The sequence below is a fragment of the Paenibacillus sp. SJS-P3 genome (assembly GCF_056711585.1).
Map to the genome: position 1 here is coordinate 103,042 of NZ_CM160043.1, position 22,141 is coordinate 125,182.

The following is a 22,141-nucleotide window of genomic DNA, read 5'->3' on the forward strand; positions in this document are numbered from 1 at the left end:
TACGATCAGTCGATAGAGAAAAGGACGAAGCATGAACGGGGGAAGCGGGGCCATGGCAGAGATCATCGGATGCACGTCTTGGGAGCGGTGGAAATCTTGGCTGGGCGGGGAGAAGAGGTACACGACTCTGCCGGTGCTGGCCAGCCTGCCGCTGCCGGAGGAGAGCCTGCTGCCGGAATCCTGGGAAGTGATGTGGCTGGAGGCGGGGCCTTGCTCCATCGTTCTGGAGAGCGGCAAAAGCGGAAGGTACACCTATATGGGACGGCGGCCCGCCGAGCTGCTGCAGGGCAAGGGCGGTTATGCCGAACAGCTCCGGCTTCGGACCGGAGAGGATGGCGAGCCGGCAGATTACGAGCTGGTCGAGCGTTTCGAGGCCGCTCCGCTGGAGGCGGTCAGGCGATGGATGCGAGGATCGGAGGGGCCGAGGCTTCCTGCGGAAGAAGGTCCGGCGTGGACCGGGGGCATCGGCGGGTTCTGGAGCTACGACATCATCCGCTCCATCGAGCGTCTCCCGGAGCTGGCCGAAGACGATCTCGGCTTGCCGGACTATCTGTTCATGCGGCTGGACGAGCTGTGGATCGTCGACCACCAGGAGCGTCTGCTGTACGCTTCGGTTCATGTCCCGCTGGCCGGCCAAGCTGATGCAGGCGCCATAAGAGCTGCATACGATGCGGCTGTCATCCGGGCGGAAGAAATGCTTCGGGAATGGGCGGACTGGAGCGCCGCATCCGGTGCGGCAGCGGAGCTTGCCGATTCCCGCCGCCAGCTCCTGGCGCAGGAGCGGGACGGCTCTGCCCCTCCTTTCGCGGATGTGCCCGAAGGGGCCGCGAGCCCGTTCCTCAAGGATCGCTATATGAATGCTGTCCGCCGGATCCAGGAATACATCGCGGCGGGCGACGTCTTTCAAGTCAATCTCTCGCTCAGGCAGCAGTGCCGGACGGAGACGTCTCCGGAAGAGCTGTATGAATGGCTTCGGCTCATCAATCCTTCTCCTTATATGGGCTTGCTGCGCACGCCGGCCTTCCAGCTGGTGTCCGCCTCGCCGGAGCTGCTCGTCGAGATGAAGGACGGCCGGCTGGCCACGCGTCCGATCGCCGGAACAAGGCGGCGCGGGCGCACTCCGGAGGAGGACGCAGCGATGGAGCGGGAGCTTAGAGCGAGCGAGAAGGAGACCGCCGAGCATATCATGCTCGTCGACCTGGAACGCAACGACCTCGGACGCGTGTCGAGCTATGGCAGCGTGCGCGTGGAGGAGCTGATGGCGGTGGAGCGCTACTCCCATGTCATGCATATGGCTTCCCAGGTGGAAGGCCGCCTTGCCGAAGGGCTCGATGCATTCGACGTCATCTCCGGGGTGTTTCCCGGGGGAACGATTACCGGCGCGCCCAAAATCCGCACGATGGAAATCATCGAGGAGCTGGAACCGGTCCGCCGCGGTCCGTATACGGGCTCGATGGGCTGGATTGACTACAGCGGGGATATGGAATTTAATATTATTATCCGCACGATGGCCGTCCGGGACGGTCAAGTGCATATCCAGGCCGGGGCCGGCATCGTGATCGATTCCGACCCCGAGCGGGAATATAAGGAATCCATCAGCAAGGCAAGAGCGCTGTGGCGCGCTTTCCAATACGCGGAGCTGCATCGTGCCGCGGATGCCGCGCCGGCATCCGACACCAACTGACAGGGGGCTATCGAGATGATTCTCGTACTCGACAATTACGATTCCTTCACGTACAACCTCGTGCAGTACCTGGGCGAGCTGAACGAAGAGATCGTCGTGAAGCGCAATGACGAGATTACGCTGGAGGAGGTCGCCCGGCTGGCTCCGGATCACATCCTGATTTCTCCGGGACCTTGCTCGCCGAACGAAGCCGGCATCAGCCTCGCTCTGATCGAGCGCTTCAAGGGCGAGATTCCGATCTTCGGCGTCTGCCTGGGGCACCAGGCGATCGGACAAGCCTTCGGAGGCGAAGTGGTGCGGGCGGAGCGGCTCATGCACGGCAAGACGTCTCCGATCCTTCACGAGGGAAGGGGCGTATTCCGGGGCTTGCCGTCGCCGTTCACCGCTACCCGCTACCACTCCCTCATCGTGCGGCGCGAGACGCTGCCGGACGAGCTGGAGATCACGGCTGAGACGGCCGAAGGCGAGATCATGGGCTTGCGGCACAAGAAATATGCCGTTGAAGGCGTGCAGTTCCATCCGGAATCCATCATTACGGAGAACGGATTGGCGCTGCTGCGCAATTTCCTGTCGGAGACGGCCGTTCGATGAAGATTGGTTATAACGGATCCGTGGCCGATTCCGAAGATGTCCGCATCTCGGTTTTCGATCACGGATTTTTATATGGAATGGGACTGTTCGAGACGTTCCGCACGTATGGCGGCGAACCGTACTTGCTGGAGCGGCATTTGCAGCGGCTGGAGGACGGCTGCATGCGTCTTCAGATCTCCTATCGGCCGGAGCCGGCTGCCATCCGCAGGCTGGTCCGCGAGCTGATGGCTGCCGCAGCAATCGACGGCGATGCCTATGTCCGCATGACGGTGTCCGCCGGCGACGAAGGACTTGGCTTGCCGGCCGGTCCTTACACTTCGCCTTCGGAGATCGTCATGGTCAAGCATCTGCCGCCTTCGTCTCCGGATCTATATGTCCGGGGGCGCGAACTTCGCCTGCTCCGGACAACGCGCAATACGCCCGAGCTCGGCATTCGGATGAAGTCGTTGCATTACATGAACAGCATTGTTGCCAAACAGGAGCTGATGGTCTCCGGAGCTTCACCCGGATCCGAAGGGCTGATGCTTACAGCCGATGGATGGCTGGCGGAGGGGATCGTCAGCAATCTGTTCTTCGTATCGGGCGGCATCGTCCGCACGCCTTCCCTGGAGACGGGGATCCTGCCCGGAATCACGCGCGGCCGCGTCATGGAGCTGGCGCGGGAAGCGGGGATGCCGGTCGAGGAAGGGCTGTACCGGTGGAAGGATCTTTTGGAGGCGGACGAGGTTTGGACGACCGGGTCGGTGCAGGAGCTGGTTCCGGTCACCTTGCTGGCTGACGGTTCGGGGAAACCCGCCCATCCACGTGGAGGAGCGGCGGCGGGTCCGATATGCAGCCAATTGATCGAGCGGTATCGCGCAGACTCGCAGAGCGGCTGTTCAGGCGATGCCTGACGAGCGGATCCGGCAGAGCCATCCAGATGAAGCCTGACTGGCTGATACGGCAGCATAACGAGCTTGACCGTCAACCTATTTGGGAGGGATCCGATGTATTTTCAACGAAAGCGCCATACGGTTATGAAGCGGAGCTATGAACTGGGAGGCGGCGTCAAGCTCGAGCTTGGAGAGCGAACCTTGATCATGGGCATCCTGAATGCGACCCCGGATTCGTTCTCCGACGGCGGACGCCATGCTCAGGTGGATGAAGCGGTGCGCCACGCCCTGAAGATGGCGCGGGAGGGCGCGGACATCATTGATGTCGGGGGAGAATCCACCCGTCCCGGCTTCACCCCTGTTCCGCATGAGGAGGAGCTGCGGCGCGTCGTCCCCTTGATCGAGAGGCTGCGCCTGGAGCTGCCGGAGATGCCTCTTTCCATTGATACGTACAAGTTCGAGACGGCAAGGGCGGCGCTTCAAGCCGGGGCGCATATCATCAACGATATATGGGGTCTGCGGTTCGATTCCCGAATGGCGGATACCGCCGCCGAGTTCGGCTGCCCGGTCATCATCAGCCACAACCGCCAGGAGAGGAACTATGAGGATCTCGTTCCGGATGTCGTTTCCGACCTTGAGGGAAGCGTCGAGATCGCCAGGGCGGCGGGCGTGGCGGAGGAGAACATCTGGCTCGATCCCGGCATCGGTTTTGCCAAGACCCATGAAGACAACATAGCGTTGATGGGGAGCTTGTCCGAGCTTGCGGAGCTGGGCTACCCGGTGCTGCTCGGCACTTCGCGCAAACGGTTCATCCGGGACACGCTCGGACTGCCGGCCGGAGAGCTGATCGAGGGGACGGCAGCGACGGTAGCGCTTGGAATCGCTCAAGGCTGCCAGATCGTGCGCGTGCACGATGTCGAAGCGATCCGGAAAACATGCGCGATGACAGACGCGATCGTCTACGGTCCTCGCTGAATACTGTGGGACAGAAAGGAATGGACCGGCCGACAATGGACAAGATGACACTTAACGGCATGCGGTTTTTCGGTTATCATGGCGTATTTCCGGAGGAGAACCGGCTGGGACAGAACTTCCATGTCGACCTCGTTCTCAAGCTGGATCTTGAGCTGGCTGCCCGCACCGACGAGCTGGAGCATTCGATCAACTATGCCGACCTGCACGCGGTGACCAAGAAAATCGTGGAAGGGCCGCCCGTGAAGCTGATCGAGGCGCTGGCGGGCCGTATTGCAACTGCACTGCTCGAGACGTATACTGGCATTACTGAATTGACCGTTCGCGTGACGAAACCGAATCCTCCGTTCGAGATCCACTTCGACGGCGTTGTCGTCGAACTGGTGCGAAAGCGGGATGAGCATGGACAAATCGTCCCCGCATAGCGGGACTGCCGGGAACATGAGCAGGGCTTATGTCGCTCTCGGCTCCAATATAGGGAAACGCGCGGACCTGCTCGCGCAGGCGCTGAAGCTTCTTGACGGCAGCGAAGGCGTAGCGGTGGAGGAGGTATCCTCCGCGTATGAGACCGATCCGGTCGGTTACGCCGACCAGCCGGCGTTCCTCAATATGGCGGCTTCTCTGCGGACGCGCCTCGATCCTCTGGAGCTGCTGCGCCTGATGCTCGACATCGAGCGCCGGCTTGGCCGGGTCCGCGATATCCGCAACGGCCCAAGAACGATTGATTTGGATCTGCTTTTATATGAAGATGTGTTCATGGATAAGGAAGAGCTGCAGCTCCCTCATCCTAGAATGGAGGAGCGGGCGTTCGTGATGGTTCCCCTGGCCGAAGTGCTGGAACCGGGCCACCCTCTGCTGGCCAAGGCGGAGTCGATGGCGGTCGCGGCATTACGGGATGGAAAGGAAGGCATTGCTCAATGGAATACGATCAACTGGCGCAGCGGATCCGCGCCTTTAGGAAGTTGAAGGGCTTCACCCAGCAGCAGCTGGCCGACAAGCTGGAAGTATCCGTCGCGGTGCTCGGCTCGCTCGAGCGCGGCACGCGCAAGCCGGAAGCCAAGCTTCTGGGACGGATCGCCGACACTCTCGGCATCGACTATGAAGAATTGACGTCCGTGACGAGCGGCGGTCTGCGATAGAAGGAAGGAACGGTTATGCTTAAAATCGGAAATATTGAAATGAAGAATAATGTCGTTCTCGCTCCCATGGCCGGCGTCTGCAACCCTGCATTCCGGCTCATCGCCAAAGAGTTCGGCACCGGGCTCGTATGCGCGGAGATGGTGAGCGACAAGGCGATTGTCCACGGCAACAAGCGCACGCGCGAAATGCTGTTCGTGGATGAGCGCGAAAAGCCGCTCAGCCTGCAGATTTTCGGCGGAGACCGCGAATCCCTGGTTCAGGCGGCGAAAGTCGTCGACAAGGAGACGAACGCGGACATCATCGACATCAACATGGGCTGTCCGGTGCCGAAGGTGACCAAATGCGATGCAGGCGCCCGCTGGCTGCTCAATCCGGACAAGATCTACGAGATGGTCAGCTCGGTCGTCGACGCTGTCGACAAGCCGGTTACGGTCAAGATGAGGATCGGCTGGGACAGCGACCATATCTTCGTGGTCGAAAATGCCCGCGCCGTCGAACGCGCCGGAGGCAAAGCCGTCAGCGTGCACGGACGCACCCGGGAGCAGCTGTATACGGGCCATGCCGACTGGAGCTACATCCGGCAGGCCAAGGAAGCGGTGAGCATTCCGGTCATCGGCAACGGCGACGTCAACACTCCCGAGGACGCCAAGCGCATGATCGCCGAAACCGGCTGCGACGGCGTCATGATCGGACGCGCGGCGCTCGGCAACCCATGGATGCTCTACCGCACGATTCATTACCTTACGCATGACGAGCTGCTGCCGGAGCCGAACGCCGTAGAGAAGATGGAGATCGCCATCCTTCACATGGATCGGCTGATCGCGCTCAAAGGCGAGGGCGTGGCCGTGAAGGAAATGCGCAAGCATCTGGCCTGGTATCTCAAAGGCCTCAAGGGCGCTGCCCGCATCAAGGACAGCATCATGGAAGAGACGAGCCGCGATGTGATGGTCAATATCCTGAACGAGTATATCCGGTCTCTCGGCCAGGATGCCCAGACGCCGGCCGTTCCGGAAGCAGCGGTCAACTGAAGCCATAGCACTGCCGCCCGCGTCAAGACACTTTCCCTTGCGGGGAGCGTCCTCGCGGGCGGCCGTCTTTGCCGGGAGCCTCTCATTGACACGCCGGGTGCAATTGCATATAATCTTGCAATATAATCCTGTGCCGTCTGTTCTTGGTGGATTATGGACACGGTTTCAGGCACTGGGAATCCTGCTTTAATTCCTTTCGCTTTCAACGCGAGGTAAGCAAATACGCCACGACAGGAGAATCGGCAATGAGCGACAAAGAAGTGATTCTGACTCAGGACGGACTCAAGAGGCTGGAAGAGGAACTGGAGAATCTCAAATCCGTGAAACGTCGCGAAGTGGCCGAGCGGATCAAAGTCGCTATCGGTTATGGCGACATCAGCGAAAACTCCGAGTATGAAGATGCCAAAAACGAGCAAGCTTTTATCGAAGGCCGCATCCTTACGCTTGAGAAAATGCTGCGCAACGCGCGCATCATCAATAATGACGATATCGCCGTAGATACGGTAAGCATCGGCTCCATCGTGACGATCGAGGATCTCGAGTTCGGCGATACGATCGAATACGCCATCGTCGGCACGGCGGAATCCGATCCGCTGCAGAACAAGATCTCCAATGAAAGCCCGCTCGGGCGGGCGATTCTCGGCAAGAAGAAGGGCACGACCGTCGAGGTCAACGTTCCGGCCGGCGTCATTCAATACCGAATCCTGGACATCAAGAAGTAATTCAGGCATCCAGACAAGACCCAACAGCTATACTTCCATTCAAGAGCTTCCTACCTATAGGAAGCTTTTTTAAGGGATAGACAAGCAAGGAGATGAAGATCAAGTGAGTCAAGAGAACGGCACAGTGGATCAACAGGAACAGCAGGACCTAAGCGAGCTTCTGCAGCTTCGGCGGGCGAAGCTCGATGAGCTTCGCGATCTGGGCGTGGACCCGTTCGGCAGCAAGTTCGAGCGCACGGCGACAGCCGGCGGCATTGCTTCCGAATTCGGCGATCTGACAAAGGAAGAGCTGGAGGAGAAGGGCGCTGCCGCTCGTATCGCCGGCCGCATCATGACCAAGCGCGGCATGGGCAAGGCCGCGTTCGCCACGATTCAGGACCTGACCGGCCGCATTCAGATCTATGTCCGTCAGGATTCGGTCGAAGAAAGCCAGTACAAGGCTTTTGACCTGCTCGATATCGGAGATATCGTCGGCGTCGACGGCACGATATTCAAAACGAAAACGGGCGAAATTTCCGTCAAAGCCAAGGAAGTAACGGTCCTCAGCAAGTCGCTTCTTCCTTTGCCGGACAAATTCCATGGACTCAAGGACGTGGAGCAGCGCTACCGCCAGCGTTACGTCGATCTGATCACCAACCCGGACGTGCAGCAGACGTTCATCCTGCGTTCCCGCATCATCCAGTCCATGCGCCGTTACCTGGATTCTCTCGGCTATCTCGAGGTTGAAACGCCGACTCTCCATACGATTGCCGGCGGAGCGGCTGCTCGGCCGTTCATTACGCATCACAATGCGCTTGATATGCAGCTCTATATGAGGATCGCCATCGAGCTTCACCTCAAGCGGCTGATCGTCGGCGGTCTCGAGAAGGTCTATGAGATCGGCCGCGTCTACCGCAACGAGGGCATGAGCACTCGCCACAACCCTGAATTTACAATGATCGAGCTCTACGAGGCCTATGCCGACTACAAGGACATCATGTCCCTGACGGAGAACCTCATCGCGCATATCGCCCAAGAGGTGCACGGCAGCACGGTCATCGACTATCAAGGCCAGCAAGTGGATCTGACCGTTCCATGGCGCCGCGTATCGATGATGGAGCTCATCAAGGACGCGACCGGAGTCGATTTCACGCAGCAGCTGTCCATTGAGGATGCGCAGCTGCTGGCCAAAGAACATAAGGTTCCGGTGGAGCCGCATATGACCTATGGCCATATCGTCAATGCTTTCTTCGAGACTTTCGTGGAGCATACGCTCGTTCAGCCTACGTTCGTTACCGGCCATCCCGTGGATATCTCGCCTCTCGCCAAGAAGAACGATGAGGATCCGCGCTTTACGGACCGTTTTGAGCTGTTCATCGTATCCCGCGAGCATGCCAATGCTTTCACGGAGCTCAATGATCCGATCGACCAGCGGCAGCGCTTCGAGGCTCAGATGGTGGAGAAGGAAGCGGGCAACGACGAGGCGCATGAGATGGATGACGATTTCATCCGCGCTTTGGAATACGGCATGCCGCCTACAGGCGGTCTCGGCATCGGCATCGACCGTCTAGTGATGCTGCTGACGGATTCGGCTTCTATCCGCGATGTGCTTCTATTCCCTCATATGAGAAACGAATAGCTGAAAACCCGCATAAAACCTAGGTTTTATGCGGGTTTTTCTTCTCTCTAGCAGACTATCAATAAAGAAATGAAAAAAGTTATAAAAAACACTTGCATTGGCCTATGCGGCCGTGATATATTATCTAAGTCGCCGCTGAGAGGCACGACGGAAACAAGCGAAACAGAAGCGAATTTGTTCTTTGAAAACTGAACAACGAGTGAAGCAAGTCAACGTTATAAATGAGCAAGTCAAACACCTTTATGGAGAGTTTGATCCTGGCTCAGGACGAACGCTGGCGGCGTGCCTAATACATGCAAGTCGAGCGGATCTTGTCCTTCGGGACAAGGTTAGCGGCGGACGGGTGAGTAACACGTAGGCAACCTGCCCTCAAGACTGGGATAACCTCCGGAAACGGATGCTAATACCGGATATGCGGTCTCTCCTCCTGGAGAGACCGGGAAAGACGGAGCAATCTGTCACTTGAGGATGGGCCTGCGGCGCATTAGCTAGTTGGTGAGGTAACGGCTCACCAAGGCGACGATGCGTAGCCGACCTGAGAGGGTGATCGGCCACACTGGGACTGAGACACGGCCCAGACTCCTACGGGAGGCAGCAGTAGGGAATCTTCCGCAATGGACGCAAGTCTGACGGAGCAACGCCGCGTGAGTGAGGAAGGCCTTCGGGTCGTAAAGCTCTGTTGCCAGGGAAGAACGGGTGGAAGAGTAACTGCTTCCGCCATGACGGTACCTGAGAAGAAAGCCCCGGCTAACTACGTGCCAGCAGCCGCGGTAATACGTAGGGGGCAAGCGTTGTCCGGAATTATTGGGCGTAAAGCGCGCGCAGGCGGCTTTGTAAGTCCGGTGTTTAATCTTGGGGCTCAACCCCAAGTCGCACGGGAAACTGCAAGGCTTGAGTGCAGAAGAGGAAAGTGGAATTCCACGTGTAGCGGTGAAATGCGTAGAGATGTGGAGGAACACCAGTGGCGAAGGCGACTTTCTGGGCTGTAACTGACGCTGAGGCGCGAAAGCGTGGGGAGCAAACAGGATTAGATACCCTGGTAGTCCACGCCGTAAACGATGAATGCTAGGTGTTAGGGGTTTCGATACCCTTGGTGCCGAAGTTAACACAATAAGCATTCCGCCTGGGGAGTACGCTCGCAAGAGTGAAACTCAAAGGAATTGACGGGGACCCGCACAAGCAGTGGAGTATGTGGTTTAATTCGAAGCAACGCGAAGAACCTTACCAGGTCTTGACATCCCCCTGAATCTGCTAGAGATAGCAGCGGCCTTCGGGACAGGGGAGACAGGTGGTGCATGGTTGTCGTCAGCTCGTGTCGTGAGATGTTGGGTTAAGTCCCGCAACGAGCGCAACCCTTGATTTTAGTTGCCAGCACCTCGGGTGGGCACTCTAGAATGACTGCCGGTGACAAACCGGAGGAAGGCGGGGATGACGTCAAATCATCATGCCCCTTATGACCTGGGCTACACACGTACTACAATGGCCGGTACAACGGGCCGCGAAGCCGCGAGGCGGAGCCAATCCTTAAAAGCCGGTCTCAGTTCGGATTGCAGGCTGCAACTCGCCTGCATGAAGTCGGAATTGCTAGTAATCGCGGATCAGCATGCCGCGGTGAATACGTTCCCGGGTCTTGTACACACCGCCCGTCACACCACGAGAGTTTACAACACCCGAAGTCGGTGGGGTAACCCGCAAGGGAGCCAGCCGCCGAAGGTGGGGTAGATGATTGGGGTGAAGTCGTAACAAGGTAGCCGTATCGGAAGGTGCGGCTGGATCACCTCCTTTCTATGGAGAATCGCTTCCTGCAACGGAAGCATTCAAATTCGGAGTGTCGCCAGACACTCCACGAGAAGCCCTCGGGTTTCAAATCGGAATCGCAAGATTCCAACCGGCTTGTCACTCACTCGTTGTCAGTTTTGAAAGAGCAAGTCTCTTTCTACAGGAGCTCTTGTTTTTTTCTTCTGTTTGGAGGAAAAAATGTTCTCCACATGGGAACCAAGTCAATATCGACGAGGGCCTTTAGCTCAGCTGGTTAGAGCGCACCCCTGATAAGGGTGAGGTCGGTGGTTCGAGTCCACTAAGGCCCACCATTTGTCTTTGCAGACAACCTTATACGGGGCCATAGCTCAGCTGGGAGAGCGCCTGCCTTGCAAGCAGGAGGTCAGGAGTTCGATCCTCCTTGGCTCCACCAACCATTTTATTGGAAGTGTCTTTTGCTGAGGCAACACTCGGTGGACGGCTCATCCGTAAAAACACTTGTTCCTTGAAAACTGGATACGAACGAATATGAAATGCTGAAACATCCTTAGCTGTTTCTTAACCAGGCTATACAGCCTTAGGTTAAGCTACTAAGAGCGCACGGAGGATGCCTAGGCGCCAGAAGCCGATGAAGGACGTGGCGAACCACGATAGGCCTCGGGGAGCTGTAAGCAAGCGTTGATCCGGGGATTTCCGAATGGGGAAACCCAGCTGGAGTAATGTCCAGTTACTGCAGAGTGAATACATAGCTCTGCGTGAGGCATACCAGGGGAACTGAAACATCTAAGTACCCTGAGGAAGAGAAAACAATAGTGATTCCGTCAGTAGCGGCGAGCGAACGCGGATTAGCCCAAACCAGGAGGCTTGCCTCCTGGGGTTGTGGGACGTCTCACATGGAGTTACAAAGGAATGGGTTAGGCGAAGAGGTCTGGAAAGGCCCGCTACAAGAGGTAAAAGCCCTGTACCCAAAAGTCCATTCCCTCCGAGACGGATCCCGAGTACCGCGAGACACGTGAAACCTCGTGGGAATCCGGCAGGACCATCTGCCAAGGCTAAATACTCTCTGGCGACCGATAGTGAAGCAGTACCGTGAGGGAAAGGTGAAAAGCACCGCGGGAGCGGAGTGAAATAGAACCTGAAACCGTGCGCTTACAAGAAGTCAGAGCCCTCTATATGGGTGATGGCGTGCCTTTTGTAGAATGAACCGGCGAGTTACGTTCACGTGCAAGGTTAAGTCGGGAAGACGGAGCCGCAGCGAAAGCGAGTCTGAATAGGGCGCCATAGTACGTGGGTGTAGACCCGAAACCGTGTGATCTACCCCTGTCCAGGGTGAAGGTGCGGTAACACGCACTGGAGGCCCGAACCCACGAATGTTGAAAAATTCGGGGATGAGGTGGGGGTAGCGGAGAAATTCCAATCGAACTCGGAAATAGCTGGTTCTCCCCGAAATAGCTTTAGGGCTAGCCTCGGTGTTGAGCATGCTGGAGGTAGAGCACTGATTGGGTGCGGGGCCCGCCAAGGGTTACCAAGTCCAGTCAAACTCCGAATGCCAGTCATGTATAACCGGGAGTCAGACGGTGAGTGCTAAGATCCATCGTCAAGAGGGAAACAGCCCAGATCATCAGCTAAGGTCCCCAAGTGTGTGTTAAGTGGGAAAGGATGTGGAGTTGCCCAGACAACCAGGATGTTGGCTTAGAAGCAGCCACCATTTAAAGAGTGCGTAATAGCTCACTGGTCGAGTGACTCTGCGCCGAAAATGTAACGGGGCTAAACACACCACCGAAGCTATGGCATGTACCTTTTGGTACTTGGGTAGGGGAGCGTTGTGTATAGGTTGAAGTCAGACCGTAAGGACTGGTGGACAGTACACAAGTGAGAATGCCGGTATGAGTAACGAAAAGATCAGTGAGAATCTGATCCGCCGTAAGCCTAAGGGTTCCTGAGGAAGGTTCGTCCGCTCAGGGTAAGTCGGGACCTAAGGCGAGGCCGAAAGGCGTAGTCGAAGGACAACAGGTTGATATTCCTGTACCACCGCAAGCCGTTACGAGCAATGGAGTGACGCAGAAGGGTAGTGACGCGGACCGATGGATGTGTCCGTCCAAGCAGTGAGGCTGGTTTGTTGGCAAATCCGCAAACCGTAAGGCTGGGCTGTGATGGGGAGGGAAACTTTAGTACCGAAGGTCATGATCTCCAGCTGCCAAGAAAAGCTTCTAGCCAGGCGAAGGTGCCCGTACCGCAAACCGACACAGGTAGGCGAGCAGAGCATGCTAAGGCGCGCGGAGTAACTCTCGTTAAGGAACTCGGCAACATGACCCCGTAACTTCGGGAGAAGGGGTGCCTCGGTAGGGTGAATAGCCCGAGGGGGCCGCAGTGAAAAGGCCCAAGCGACTGTTTAGCAAAAACACAGGTCTGTGCGAAGCCGTAAGGCGAAGTATACGGGCTGACGCCTGCCCGGTGCTGGAAGGTTAAGGGGAGCGGTTAGGGGCAACCCGAAGCTGTGAACCGAAGCCCCAGTAAACGGCGGCCGTAACTATAACGGTCCTAAGGTAGCGAAATTCCTTGTCAGGTAAATTCTGACCCGCACGAATGGCGTAACGACTTGGGCGCTGTCTCAACGAGAGATCCGGTGAAATTTTAATACCTGTGAAGATGCAGGTTACCCGCGACAAGACGGAAAGACCCCATGGAGCTTTACTGCAGCTTGATATTGGACTTTGGTACGATCTGTACAGGATAGGTGGGAGCCTTAGAAGCCGGAGCGCCAGCTTCGGTGGAGGCACCGTTGGGATACCACCCTGATCGTATCGGAGTTCTAACCTGGTACCGTGAAGCCGGTACAGGGACCGTGTCAGGCGGGCAGTTTGACTGGGGCGGTCGCCTCCTAAAATGTAACGGAGGCGCCCAAAGGTTCCCTCAGAATGGTTGGAAATCATTCGCAGCGTGCAAAGGCATAAGGGAGCTTGACTGCGAGACCTACAAGTCGAGCAGGGACGAAAGTCGGGCTTAGTGATCCGGTGGTACCGAATGGAAGGGCCATCGCTCAACGGATAAAAGCTACCCTGGGGATAACAGGCTTATCTCCCCCAAGAGTCCACATCGACGGGGAGGTTTGGCACCTCGATGTCGGCTCATCGCATCCTGGGGCTGAAGTAGGTCCCAAGGGTTGGGCTGTTCGCCCATTAAAGCGGTACGCGAGCTGGGTTCAGAACGTCGTGAGACAGTTCGGTCCCTATCTGTCGTGGGCGCAGGAAATTTGAGAGGAGCTGTCCTTAGTACGAGAGGACCGGGATGGACGTACCGCTGGTGTACCAGTTGTTCCGCCAGGAGCACCGCTGGGTAGCTACGTACGGACGGGATAAGCGCTGAAAGCATCTAAGCGCGAAGCCCCCCTCAAGATGAGATTTCCCAGTATGTAAGACCCCTGGTAGACGACCAGGTTGATAGGTTCGGGGTGGAAGCGCAGCAATGCGTGCAGCTGACGAATACTAATCGGTCGAGGGCTTATCCTATGGTAAGAAAAGCAAATGGACTCAGCATCCATGATATTCGTTCGATCCAGTTTTCAAGGCGCAAGCCACGTCTTGAATCAAGCGTAACGTTTGGTGGCGATGGCGGAAGGGAACCACGCGTACCCATCCCGAACACGACCGTTAAGCCTTCCAGCGCCGATGGTACTTGGACCGCAGGGTCCTGGGAGAGTAGGACGTCGCCAAGCACAGAGAGAAGCCTGATCCGCGAGCAATCGCCGGTCAGGCTTTTTTTGTATATTCAGAACAGGCGCATGTATTTTGGATAGATGCACTTTTCGGATAACCGTCTTTTCCCGATTATTTCCCTTCAATCCGCTCATACTAATCAACACAAATCGGACATTGGAGGTGAAGCGGATGAAGGGGAATCGAAGCATTCGAGTCGCGCTGGCCACAGCCGGGATCATGATATTGGGGCTTGCCATCCCCCAAGGCAATGGAATCGCACCCGGAGCGCATATGCTGACGGCTTCCAACCAAGGCTGGAGCACTGGTATCGAGAAGAAGCATTCGGATGATCTCGAAAAGCAGGCTGACCATGCCCAAGCGGTTGCTGAAAATCCTTTAGAGATGCTTAAGGAACCTTTCGCAGTCAGTAGTACAGCCGTGGCAGCCGGCACGAAAGAGCCGACCGGACTCGGAGAGCGGGCGGATTCAGTCAAAGGGCCTGTTGCCGAACCCGTCAGAGGCATCTATGTATCCGGATACGCAGCAGGAAGCCCGAAGGCGATGGGAAGGCTTCGCGATCTGGCGAAGCGGACAGAAATCAATGCCATGGTCATCGATGTCAAAGATGATTACGGCTTGCTGACGTATCCTTCCAAATTGCTGCTGGCCCATCGAATTGGAGCCGATCGCAGGCCCCTTATGGCTCAGCCCAGGCAATTGATCGAGGAGCTTCACGCCGAAGGGCTTTACGTCATCGGCAGGCTCGTCGTTTTCAAGGATGCCTGGCTGGCCAGCCGTGTACCGGAATGGGCTTTGCATGAGCGGAGCGGCAAGGTATGGAAGGATTCAAAGGGTAAGGCCTGGATCAACCCTTATCGAAGCGAGGTCTGGAATTATAATATCGCGATCGCCCAGGAAGCCGCCGAGCTGGGATTTGATGAGATTCAATTCGATTACGTCCGCTTTCCCGCCAATGGAAAGCGGGCAGATGCGGTCATTGATTACGGCTCGCACGGGACAACGAAGCCGGAAGCGATCGGGCAATTCCTCGGCCGCGCGCGGGACAAGCTGCATGGAAAGCCGATATCGGCGGATGTATTCGGCCTGGTTACATCCTCATCGGATGATATGGGGATCGGTCAGACATGGCGTTCGGTAGCTTCGAGCGTGGATGCCATCTCGCCGATGGTCTATCCTTCCCATTACTCGGCGGGTATGTATGGAATTCCACAGCCCGATCTGGATCCGTCCGCTGTCATCCGGAAAGCGATGAGCGACGCCGCCGCCCGCAACCGCTATCTGATCCAGAGCGGAATCAAGCCCGCTCAGATCAGGCCTTGGCTGCAAAGCTTTACGGCGACATGGCTGCATCCTCACCTTGCCTATGGAGAGAAGGAAATCCGGGAGCAGATTCGGGCCGCCCGCGAAGCAGGAGTCGATCAATATCTGCTCTGGAGTCCGCGCTGCATCTATCCTTTAACTTCGTCATCTTAATTGGCAACGTTAGGCGAAGAGAAGAGGGAATGGCATTTGCGGCAAGCAAGGATGATCAGCATCCGTCAAGGTTGAAGTACAGCAAGCAAGGATGATCAGCATCCGTCAAGGTTGAAGTACAGCAAGCAAGGATGATCAGCATCCGTCAAGGTTGAAGTACAGCAAGCAAGGATATCAGCATCCGTCAAGGTTGAAGGGCAAGCATGGACAGCACCTGCCGCTGCAGGCTTGCATCCAAGAGACACAAGGTATGGAAAGAGGTGGAAGCACCTCTGAAAATGACTATGAAAGCAAGATTCCGCTAGGTTGACAGCCCTATACCCCTCTGCTAAGATGGTCAATAATATATTTCGGCAAGCCATAACAAATAGGAGGAAATCATTCGTGTGGGAATCGAAATTCGCTAAAGAAGGCCTCACGTTCGACGATGTGCTGCTTGTACCCCGCCGCTCGGAGGTGCTGCCGCGCGCAGTCCAGGTCGGTACCCAGCTGAGCGAGAACGTCAAGCTGAACATCCCGCTGATCAGCGCGGGCATGGATACCGTAACGGAGGCTGCCTTGGCGATCGCGCTGGCGAGAGAAGGCGGCATCGGCATCATTCACAAGAACATGACGATCGCCCAGCAGGCGGAAGAGGTCGACCGCGTCAAGCGCTCCGAGAGCGGCGTCATTACGAACCCGTTCTCCCTGACTCCCGAGCATCATGTGTACGACGCGGAAGAGTTGATGGGCAAATACCGCATTTCCGGCGTACCGATTGTCAACGAAGAGGGCAAGCTGGTCGGCATTTTGACCAACCGCGACCTTCGTTTCGTGCATGATTACTCCATGAAGATCAAAGAAGTGATGACTCACGAAGAGCTGGTAACGGCTCCTGTGGGAACGACGCTGCAAGAAGCGGAAGTTCTGCTTCAGAAGCATAAGATCGAGAAGCTGCCGCTCGTAGACGAGACGAATACGCTTAAAGGCCTCATCACGATCAAAGACATCGAAAAAGCGATTCAATTCCCGAGCGCTGCCAAGGACAAGCAAGGCAGGCTGTTATGCGGAGCTGCCGTCGGCATCTCCAAGGACACGGAAGAGCGCGCTGCGGCGCTTGTAGAAGCAGGCATCGACGTCCTGGTCGTGGACTCCGCGCACGGGCATCATATTAATATTATCGAAGCCGTCCGCAATTTGCGGAGCATTTATCCAGAGCTGACGATCATCGCGGGCAACGTCGCGACGGCTGAAGCGACGAGAGACCTGATCGAAGCTGGAGCCTCGGTCGTCAAAGTCGGCATCGGTCCTGGTTCCATCTGTACGACGCGCGTCATCGCCGGCATCGGCGTGCCGCAGGTAACGGCGATTTATGACTGCGCGACGGCAGCACGCGAATACAACGTGCCGGTCATCGCCGACGGCGGCATCAAGTACTCCGGCGACATCACAAAAGCGATCGCAGCCGGCGCCAGCGCGATCATGATCGGCAGCCTGTTCGCCGGTACGGAAGAAAGCCCGGGCGAATCGGAGATCTACCAGGGCCGCCGCTTCAAGGTTTATCGCGGCATGGGCTCGCTAGGAGCGATGAAGGAAGGCAGCAAGGACCGCTACTTCCAGGAGAACGAGAACAAGCTCGTACCGGAAGGCATCGAAGGCCGCTTGCCTTACAAAGGGCCGCTGGCCGATACGGTCCATCAGCTGATCGGCGGTCTTCGCGCAGGAATGGGCTATTGCGGAACGGCGAACATAGAAGAGCTCAAGAACGATACCTCGTTCATTCGCATCACGGGCGCGGGACTTCGGGAGAGCCATCCGCATGACGTGCAGATCACGAAGGAAGCCCCGAACTATTCGCTCTAAGACCAAGGATTAGATTTTTCTAAGAAGCAGTCCGCGCCGCGCGCGGACTGCTCTTTTTGCATGTCGGATAAAGCAAAAACATCCCCCGCCTCGTTAACGGTATGGTACAATGAAACCTGATTAATCCATGGTGAAGGAGAGAACAAAGTTGAAAGCAAGATTCGCCCCGGCTCTCGTGAAGCCGGTTGTCTCCGCCATCGTGGCGGCTACTCTCATTACAGGCTCTTATATCGCTCCGGCTATTACTCCCGCGGCATCCGCGGCGCCCAATACGAGCAGCAGCAACGCCCCGGCAGTCAGCAAGGAAAATCCGCTTGGCCTGGCTGCCGACGCCGCCATCCTGATCGATGCCGACACGGGACAAGTGCTCTATTCCTATAACATAGACAAGCCCCTGCCTCCGGCAAGCATGACCAAGATGATGACGGAATATATGGTTCTCAGCGCCGTCAAAAGCGGCAAGCTGAAGTGGGATCAGGAAATATCGGTCAGCAATGAAGCGGCAAGCACGCCGAAGGACGGATCCCAGATCTATCTGGCGGAAGGCGATACCCATACGGTCAAGGAACTGTACACCGCTATGTCGGTCGCGTCTGCCAATGATGCGACTGTCGCGCTGGCTTCCTTCCTGGGAGGATCCGAGGCCGGCTTCGTCACCGAGATGAATGCCAAGGCTCAGGAGCTCGGCCTCAAGACGGCTGAATTCACGAGCGCGACAGGGCTTCTCGACACGACCGTCATCGCGGCCAAGGATATGGCCAAGCTCGCCATGATCATTTTGAAGGAAACCCCGGAGTTCCTCGACTACTCCAAGATTCCTTCCGTGAAATTCCGCGAACGGGACGCCAAGCCGATGATCAACAACGACTGGATGCTTGAAGGCAACAAGGGCAACACCAACTTCAAGCAGTATGTCTATGACGGCGTGGACGGCATGAAGACAGGCTACCTCAGCGCAGCCGGGTATTGCTTCACGGGAACGGTCAAGCGCGGCGACACCCGCCTGATCAGCGTCGTGTACCATACCAAGACCAAAGGCGCCCGTTTCCTCGAGACGCGCAAGCTGTACGACTGGGCGTTCAGCAACCTGGAGCGCAAAACGATCGTTCAGCCGAAAACCGTAGTAGAATCCGCCGCGGAGGCTACAATAACAAAAGGCAAAGAAAAAACCGTCGGCCTGGTGACGGAATCCGACTTCACGCTCATGGTGAAGAAAGGCGCGGCAGTCGAGCCGAAGATCATTGCCACGTCGATCCCCAAGGCGGGCGAGCTTGTCGCTCCGGTCGCACAGGGACAGAAGATCGGAACGGTTACGTATAAGTATACGGATGCCGACACCGGCACTGCGGTTACGAAAGAAATCAATCTGATCGCAGCCGAAGGCGTGGAGAAGGCCGGCTGGTTCAAGCTGATGCTGCGCGGCATCGGAGGATTTTTCTCCGGGCTGTTCAAGGGCATCGTGGATTTGTTCTAACCGGACGGGTAAATAGCAGCAGGCCAGCAACGACCAGGCTGCCCGCGATCGGTTAAGCTGGTCGAGCTGTCTGCAAGGACAACCTCAAAGGTGTCAGGTGTCTGCCAGAAGAGCCTCGTAAGCGGGCACTTGCTCCTATGGCTTTCCTGCAGCAAGTTTCATGCATGAGTTGTCGCCGCTTGGCGTACATGATAGAATTTGGGATAATCAACTCGGAAAAGTTGTCATCGCCCTGTCTTGGGCGAACAGACTATAGGAGGCTTTCAGACCATGTTGGAAACAGGAACATCGCGAGTTAAACGAGGTATGGCGGAAATGCAAAAAGGCGGCGTCATCATGGACGTCATGAACGCGGAGCAGGCCAAGATCGCCGAAGCGGCAGGCGCTACGGCAGTCATGGCTCTTGAGCGCGTGCCTTCGGATATCCGCGCGGCAGGCGGCGTTGCCCGCATGGCGGACCCGACCGTCCTCGAAGAGGTGATGAAGGTCGTTTCCATCCCGGTCATGGCCAAAGCCCGCATCGGCCACTATGTGGAAGCACGCGTACTGGAAGCGCTCGGCGCCGACTATATCGACGAGAGCGAAGTGCTCACGCCGGCCGACGAAGTGTTCCATATCGACAAGCGCGAATTCACGGTTCCGTTCGTATGCGGAGCCAAGGATCTGGGCGAGGCTCTGCGCCGCATTCAGGAAGGCGCATCGATGATGCGTACCAAGGGAGAGCCGGGAACGGGCAACATCGTTGAAGCCGTTCGCCACATGCGCCTGATCACGGGCCAGATCCGCAAGATCAAAGGCCTGTCCAAGGACGAGCTGTATGCGGAAGCCAAAAACCTTGGCGTCAACTACGAGCTGCTGCTCGACGTGCACGAGACGGGCAAGCTGCCGGTCGTCAACTTCGCTGCAGGCGGCGTGGCTACGCCATCCGACGCAGCTCTGATGATGCATCTGGGCGCTGACGGCGTATTCGTCGGCTCCGGCATCTTCAAGTCCGACAACCCGGAGAAATTCGCCCGCGCCATCGTGGAAGCGACGACTCACTATACGGACTACAAGCTAATCGCCGAAGTATCCAAAAACCTCGGCGGCGCGATGAAGGGCATCGAGATCTCCAAGCTGGCGCCGCATGAGCGCATGTCCGACCGCGGCTGGTAAGCGGCTGCAGCGGCAGAAAGAAAGAAGGCCTTAGCGAAATGACCCAGAAGATCGGTGTACTGGCGCTGCAGGGCGCCGTAGCAGAGCATATCCGCAGTCTCCAGGCTGCCGGCGCGGAAGCGGTCGCGGTCAAGCGAGTCGAGGATCTGGAGCAGCTGGACGGGCTTGTCATCCCTGGCGGCGAGAGCACGACCATCGGCAAGCTGATGCGCAAGTACGGCTTCATCGAAGCGCTGCGGGAGTTCCATGAGGCGGGCAAGCCGCTGTTCGGAACCTGCGCGGGGCTTATCGTCTTGGCCAAGACGATCGAAGGGGGCGAGGATCCTCATCTCGGCTTGATGGACATGACTGTCGTACGGAACGCATTCGGCCGCCAGCGCGAAAGCTTCGAGACGGAGCTCGCCATCCAAGGCATCGACAATCCGGTGCGTGCCGTGTTCATCCGCGCTCCATTGATCGGCGAGGTAGGCAGCGGCGTCGAGGTTCTCTCGACGCATAACGGCGAGATTGTCGCTGCACGCGAAGGAACGCTGCTGGCGGCATCGTTCCATCCGGAGCTTACCGATGATTACAGCCTGCACGCCTATTTTGCGAGCATGGTTCAAGAAGCGGCGCAGGTGAAGCGATAATCAATCCGTCAGGGTGGACGTTACAACGTCCGCCCTGATGTCTGTTTTTTTCAAGAATCAGAGAGGGGTGCCCCGACCGTGCTTGACGTACGACTGCTTAGAAATGAATATGACCGGGTAGCCAAAGCGCTGACCGACCGCAAGAAACCGCTGGATCTGATCTCTTCCTTCCCGGAGCTGGACGCGAAGCGCCGCGGAATTCTGCAGGAAGGCGAAACGCTGAAGAACCGCCGCAACACGGTGTCTCAGGAAGTAGCCAAGCTGAAGAAAAGCGGCGGCGACGCCGAAGCCCTCATCGTGGAGATGCGCGAGGTCGGCGACCGGATCAAGGAGCTCGACGAAGAGCTGCGCGTGCTTGACGAGGAGCTTGAAGCTCTTCTGCTCGCGATTCCGAACATGCCGAATGAAAGCGTGCCGGTCGGCGGCGGCGAGGAAGACAACGTCGAGATCCGCCGTCATGGCGAGCCCCGCACCTATGAGTTCGAGCCGAAGGCCCATTGGGATCTGGCCGAAGGACTCGGCCTTCTCGACTTCGAGCGTGCGGCCAAGGTAACCGGCTCCCGGTTCGTCTTCTACACCGGTCTCGGCGCACGTCTGGAGCGTGCTCTCCTCAACTTCATGATGGATCTGCACAGCGACCAGCACGGCTACTCCGAGGTGCTGCCTCCGCAGATCGTGAACCGCGACAGCCTGGTCGGAACCGGCCAGCTGCCGAAGTTCGAAGAAGACCTGTTCAAGATCAAGGACAGCGAGTACTATCTGATCCCGACGGCGGAGGTTTCGGTAACGAACCTGCACCGGGAAGAAATTCTTGCCGCGGATGACCTTCCGAAGCGTTTCGTCGCTTTCAGCGCCTGCTTCCGTTCCGAAGCCGGAGCGGCAGGACGGGACACGCGCGGCCTGATCCGCCAGCATCAGTTCAACAAGGTGGAGCTCGTGAAGCTGGCCAAGCCCGAGGAGTCCTATGACGAGCTGGAGTCCATGACGCAGAACGCCGAGCGCGTGCTGCAGCTGCTGGGCCTTCCCTACCGGGTGCTGCAGCTCTGCACCGGCGACATGGGCTTCTCGGCCGCGAAGACTTATGATCTCGAGGTATGGCTTCCAAGCGCCGATACGTACCGCGAAATCTCTTCCTGCTCCAACTGCGAGGACTTCCAGGCCCGCCGTGCCGGAATCCGCTTCAAGCGCGACGCCAAGAGCAAGCCGGAATTCGTGCATACGCTGAACGGTTCCGGTCTTGCGGTAGGCCGTACGGTCGCCGCAGTCCTGGAGAACTATCAGCAAGCCGACGGAACGATTCTCGTGCCTGAGGTGCTTCGTCCTTACATGGGCGGCATCGAGGTTATCGGTCCGCGCGGTTGATTCTTATGCTTTGAAGCGCCACTCCTTCGAGGGATGGCGCTTTTTTTCCCTTGGATCGGTTGCCTAGAGGGAAACGGCTATGGTACAATGCTCAGGTATTGA

16 protein-coding genes, 2 tRNA genes and 3 rRNA genes are annotated in these 22,141 nt (G+C 57.5%); all 21 read left to right on the forward strand.

The window, feature by feature from the left end; genetic code table 11:
• The first annotated feature begins 52 nt into the window (after positions 1 to 52).
• The 21 genes from AC06G8_RS00470 to serS all read left to right on the forward strand — a co-directional run bounded on the left by AC06G8_RS00470 (position 53) and on the right by serS (position 22,039).
• Entirely contained in the window at positions 53 to 1,684 is a 1,632-nt protein-coding gene (locus AC06G8_RS00470; RefSeq protein WP_480284084.1) for an anthranilate synthase component I family protein, read from the forward strand.
• A 15-nt stretch (positions 1,685 to 1,699) separates the two neighbouring features.
• Complete coding sequence (gene pabA, locus AC06G8_RS00475) at positions 1,700 to 2,275, forward strand: aminodeoxychorismate/anthranilate synthase component II (RefSeq protein ID WP_076360028.1); 576 nt, start codon at positions 1,700 to 1,702, stop codon at positions 2,273 to 2,275.
• The gene (locus AC06G8_RS00480; protein WP_480284085.1) at positions 2,272 to 3,168 is read left to right on the forward strand and encodes an aminotransferase class IV; all 897 of its coding nucleotides are present in this window, start codon (positions 2,272 to 2,274) and stop codon (positions 3,166 to 3,168) included. The genes pabA and AC06G8_RS00480 overlap by 4 nt, the downstream gene beginning before the upstream one ends.
• A gap of 93 nt (positions 3,169 to 3,261) precedes the next feature.
• Entirely contained in the window at positions 3,262 to 4,122 is an 861-nt protein-coding gene (gene folP, locus AC06G8_RS00485) for a dihydropteroate synthase (protein WP_480284086.1), read from the forward strand.
• A gap of 35 nt (positions 4,123 to 4,157) precedes the next feature.
• Positions 4,158 to 4,544 carry a dihydroneopterin aldolase gene (gene folB / locus AC06G8_RS00490; protein WP_480285359.1) on the forward strand — a complete coding sequence of 129 codons (387 nt, stop codon included), beginning with the start codon at positions 4,158 to 4,160 and terminating at the stop codon, positions 4,542 to 4,544.
• Positions 4,545 to 4,560: 16 nt separating this feature from the next.
• Positions 4,561 to 5,085 (forward strand): 2-amino-4-hydroxy-6-hydroxymethyldihydropteridine diphosphokinase, encoded by a 525-nt coding sequence (gene folK / locus AC06G8_RS00495; RefSeq protein ID WP_480284087.1) that lies wholly within the window; start codon positions 4,561 to 4,563, stop codon positions 5,083 to 5,085.
• Positions 5,037 to 5,258 carry a helix-turn-helix domain-containing protein gene (locus AC06G8_RS00500; protein WP_480284088.1) on the forward strand — a complete coding sequence of 74 codons (222 nt, stop codon included), beginning with the start codon at positions 5,037 to 5,039 and terminating at the stop codon, positions 5,256 to 5,258. Before folK ends, AC06G8_RS00500 begins: the two co-directional genes overlap by 49 nt.
• A gap of 15 nt (positions 5,259 to 5,273) precedes the next feature.
• Positions 5,274 to 6,287, forward strand: a complete 1,014-nt coding sequence (gene dusB / locus AC06G8_RS00505) for a tRNA dihydrouridine synthase DusB (protein WP_447665187.1) — start codon at positions 5,274 to 5,276, stop codon at positions 6,285 to 6,287.
• Positions 6,288 to 6,532: 245 nt separating this feature from the next.
• The gene (gene greA, locus AC06G8_RS00510) at positions 6,533 to 7,009 is read left to right on the forward strand and encodes a transcription elongation factor GreA (RefSeq protein ID WP_048743662.1); all 477 of its coding nucleotides are present in this window, start codon (positions 6,533 to 6,535) and stop codon (positions 7,007 to 7,009) included.
• Between the two features lie 103 nt (positions 7,010 to 7,112).
• A complete protein-coding gene (gene lysS, locus AC06G8_RS00515; protein ID WP_480284089.1) occupies positions 7,113 to 8,627 on the forward strand; it encodes a lysine--tRNA ligase in 1,515 nt (504 codons plus the stop codon).
• A 239-nt stretch (positions 8,628 to 8,866) separates the two neighbouring features.
• Positions 8,867 to 10,412, forward strand: a 16S ribosomal RNA gene (locus tag AC06G8_RS00520).
• Between the two features lie 228 nt (positions 10,413 to 10,640).
• A tRNA-Ile gene (locus tag AC06G8_RS00525) sits at positions 10,641 to 10,717 on the forward strand.
• Between the two features lie 25 nt (positions 10,718 to 10,742).
• Positions 10,743 to 10,818, forward strand: a tRNA-Ala gene (locus AC06G8_RS00530).
• Positions 10,819 to 10,965: 147 nt separating this feature from the next.
• Positions 10,966 to 13,894, forward strand: a 23S ribosomal RNA gene (locus AC06G8_RS00535).
• An 89-nt stretch (positions 13,895 to 13,983) separates the two neighbouring features.
• Positions 13,984 to 14,100 (forward strand): 5S ribosomal RNA (gene rrf / locus AC06G8_RS00540).
• The 16S, 23S and 5S rRNA genes sit together here with 2 tRNA genes alongside, the layout of an rRNA operon.
• 172 nt (positions 14,101 to 14,272) lie before the next feature.
• Positions 14,273 to 15,577 carry a putative glycoside hydrolase gene (locus tag AC06G8_RS00545; RefSeq protein WP_480284090.1) on the forward strand — a complete coding sequence of 435 codons (1,305 nt, stop codon included), beginning with the start codon at positions 14,273 to 14,275 and terminating at the stop codon, positions 15,575 to 15,577.
• Positions 15,578 to 15,961: 384 nt separating this feature from the next.
• Entirely contained in the window at positions 15,962 to 17,419 is a 1,458-nt protein-coding gene (gene guaB, locus AC06G8_RS00550; protein ID WP_447665089.1) for an IMP dehydrogenase, read from the forward strand.
• A 148-nt stretch (positions 17,420 to 17,567) separates the two neighbouring features.
• Entirely contained in the window at positions 17,568 to 18,893 is a 1,326-nt protein-coding gene (locus AC06G8_RS00555) for a D-alanyl-D-alanine carboxypeptidase family protein (protein ID WP_480284091.1), read from the forward strand.
• 270 nt (positions 18,894 to 19,163) lie between these two features.
• A complete protein-coding gene (pdxS, locus tag AC06G8_RS00560) occupies positions 19,164 to 20,048 on the forward strand; it encodes a pyridoxal 5'-phosphate synthase lyase subunit PdxS (RefSeq protein ID WP_200801164.1) in 885 nt (294 codons plus the stop codon).
• Between the two features lie 38 nt (positions 20,049 to 20,086).
• Positions 20,087 to 20,677, forward strand: coding sequence for a pyridoxal 5'-phosphate synthase glutaminase subunit PdxT (pdxT, locus tag AC06G8_RS00565; RefSeq protein WP_480284092.1), 591 nt, complete (start codon positions 20,087 to 20,089; stop codon positions 20,675 to 20,677).
• A 78-nt stretch (positions 20,678 to 20,755) separates the two neighbouring features.
• Positions 20,756 to 22,039 carry a serine--tRNA ligase gene (gene serS / locus AC06G8_RS00570; RefSeq protein WP_447665092.1) on the forward strand — a complete coding sequence of 428 codons (1,284 nt, stop codon included), beginning with the start codon at positions 20,756 to 20,758 and terminating at the stop codon, positions 22,037 to 22,039.
• The last annotated feature ends 102 nt before the right edge of the window (positions 22,040 to 22,141 follow it).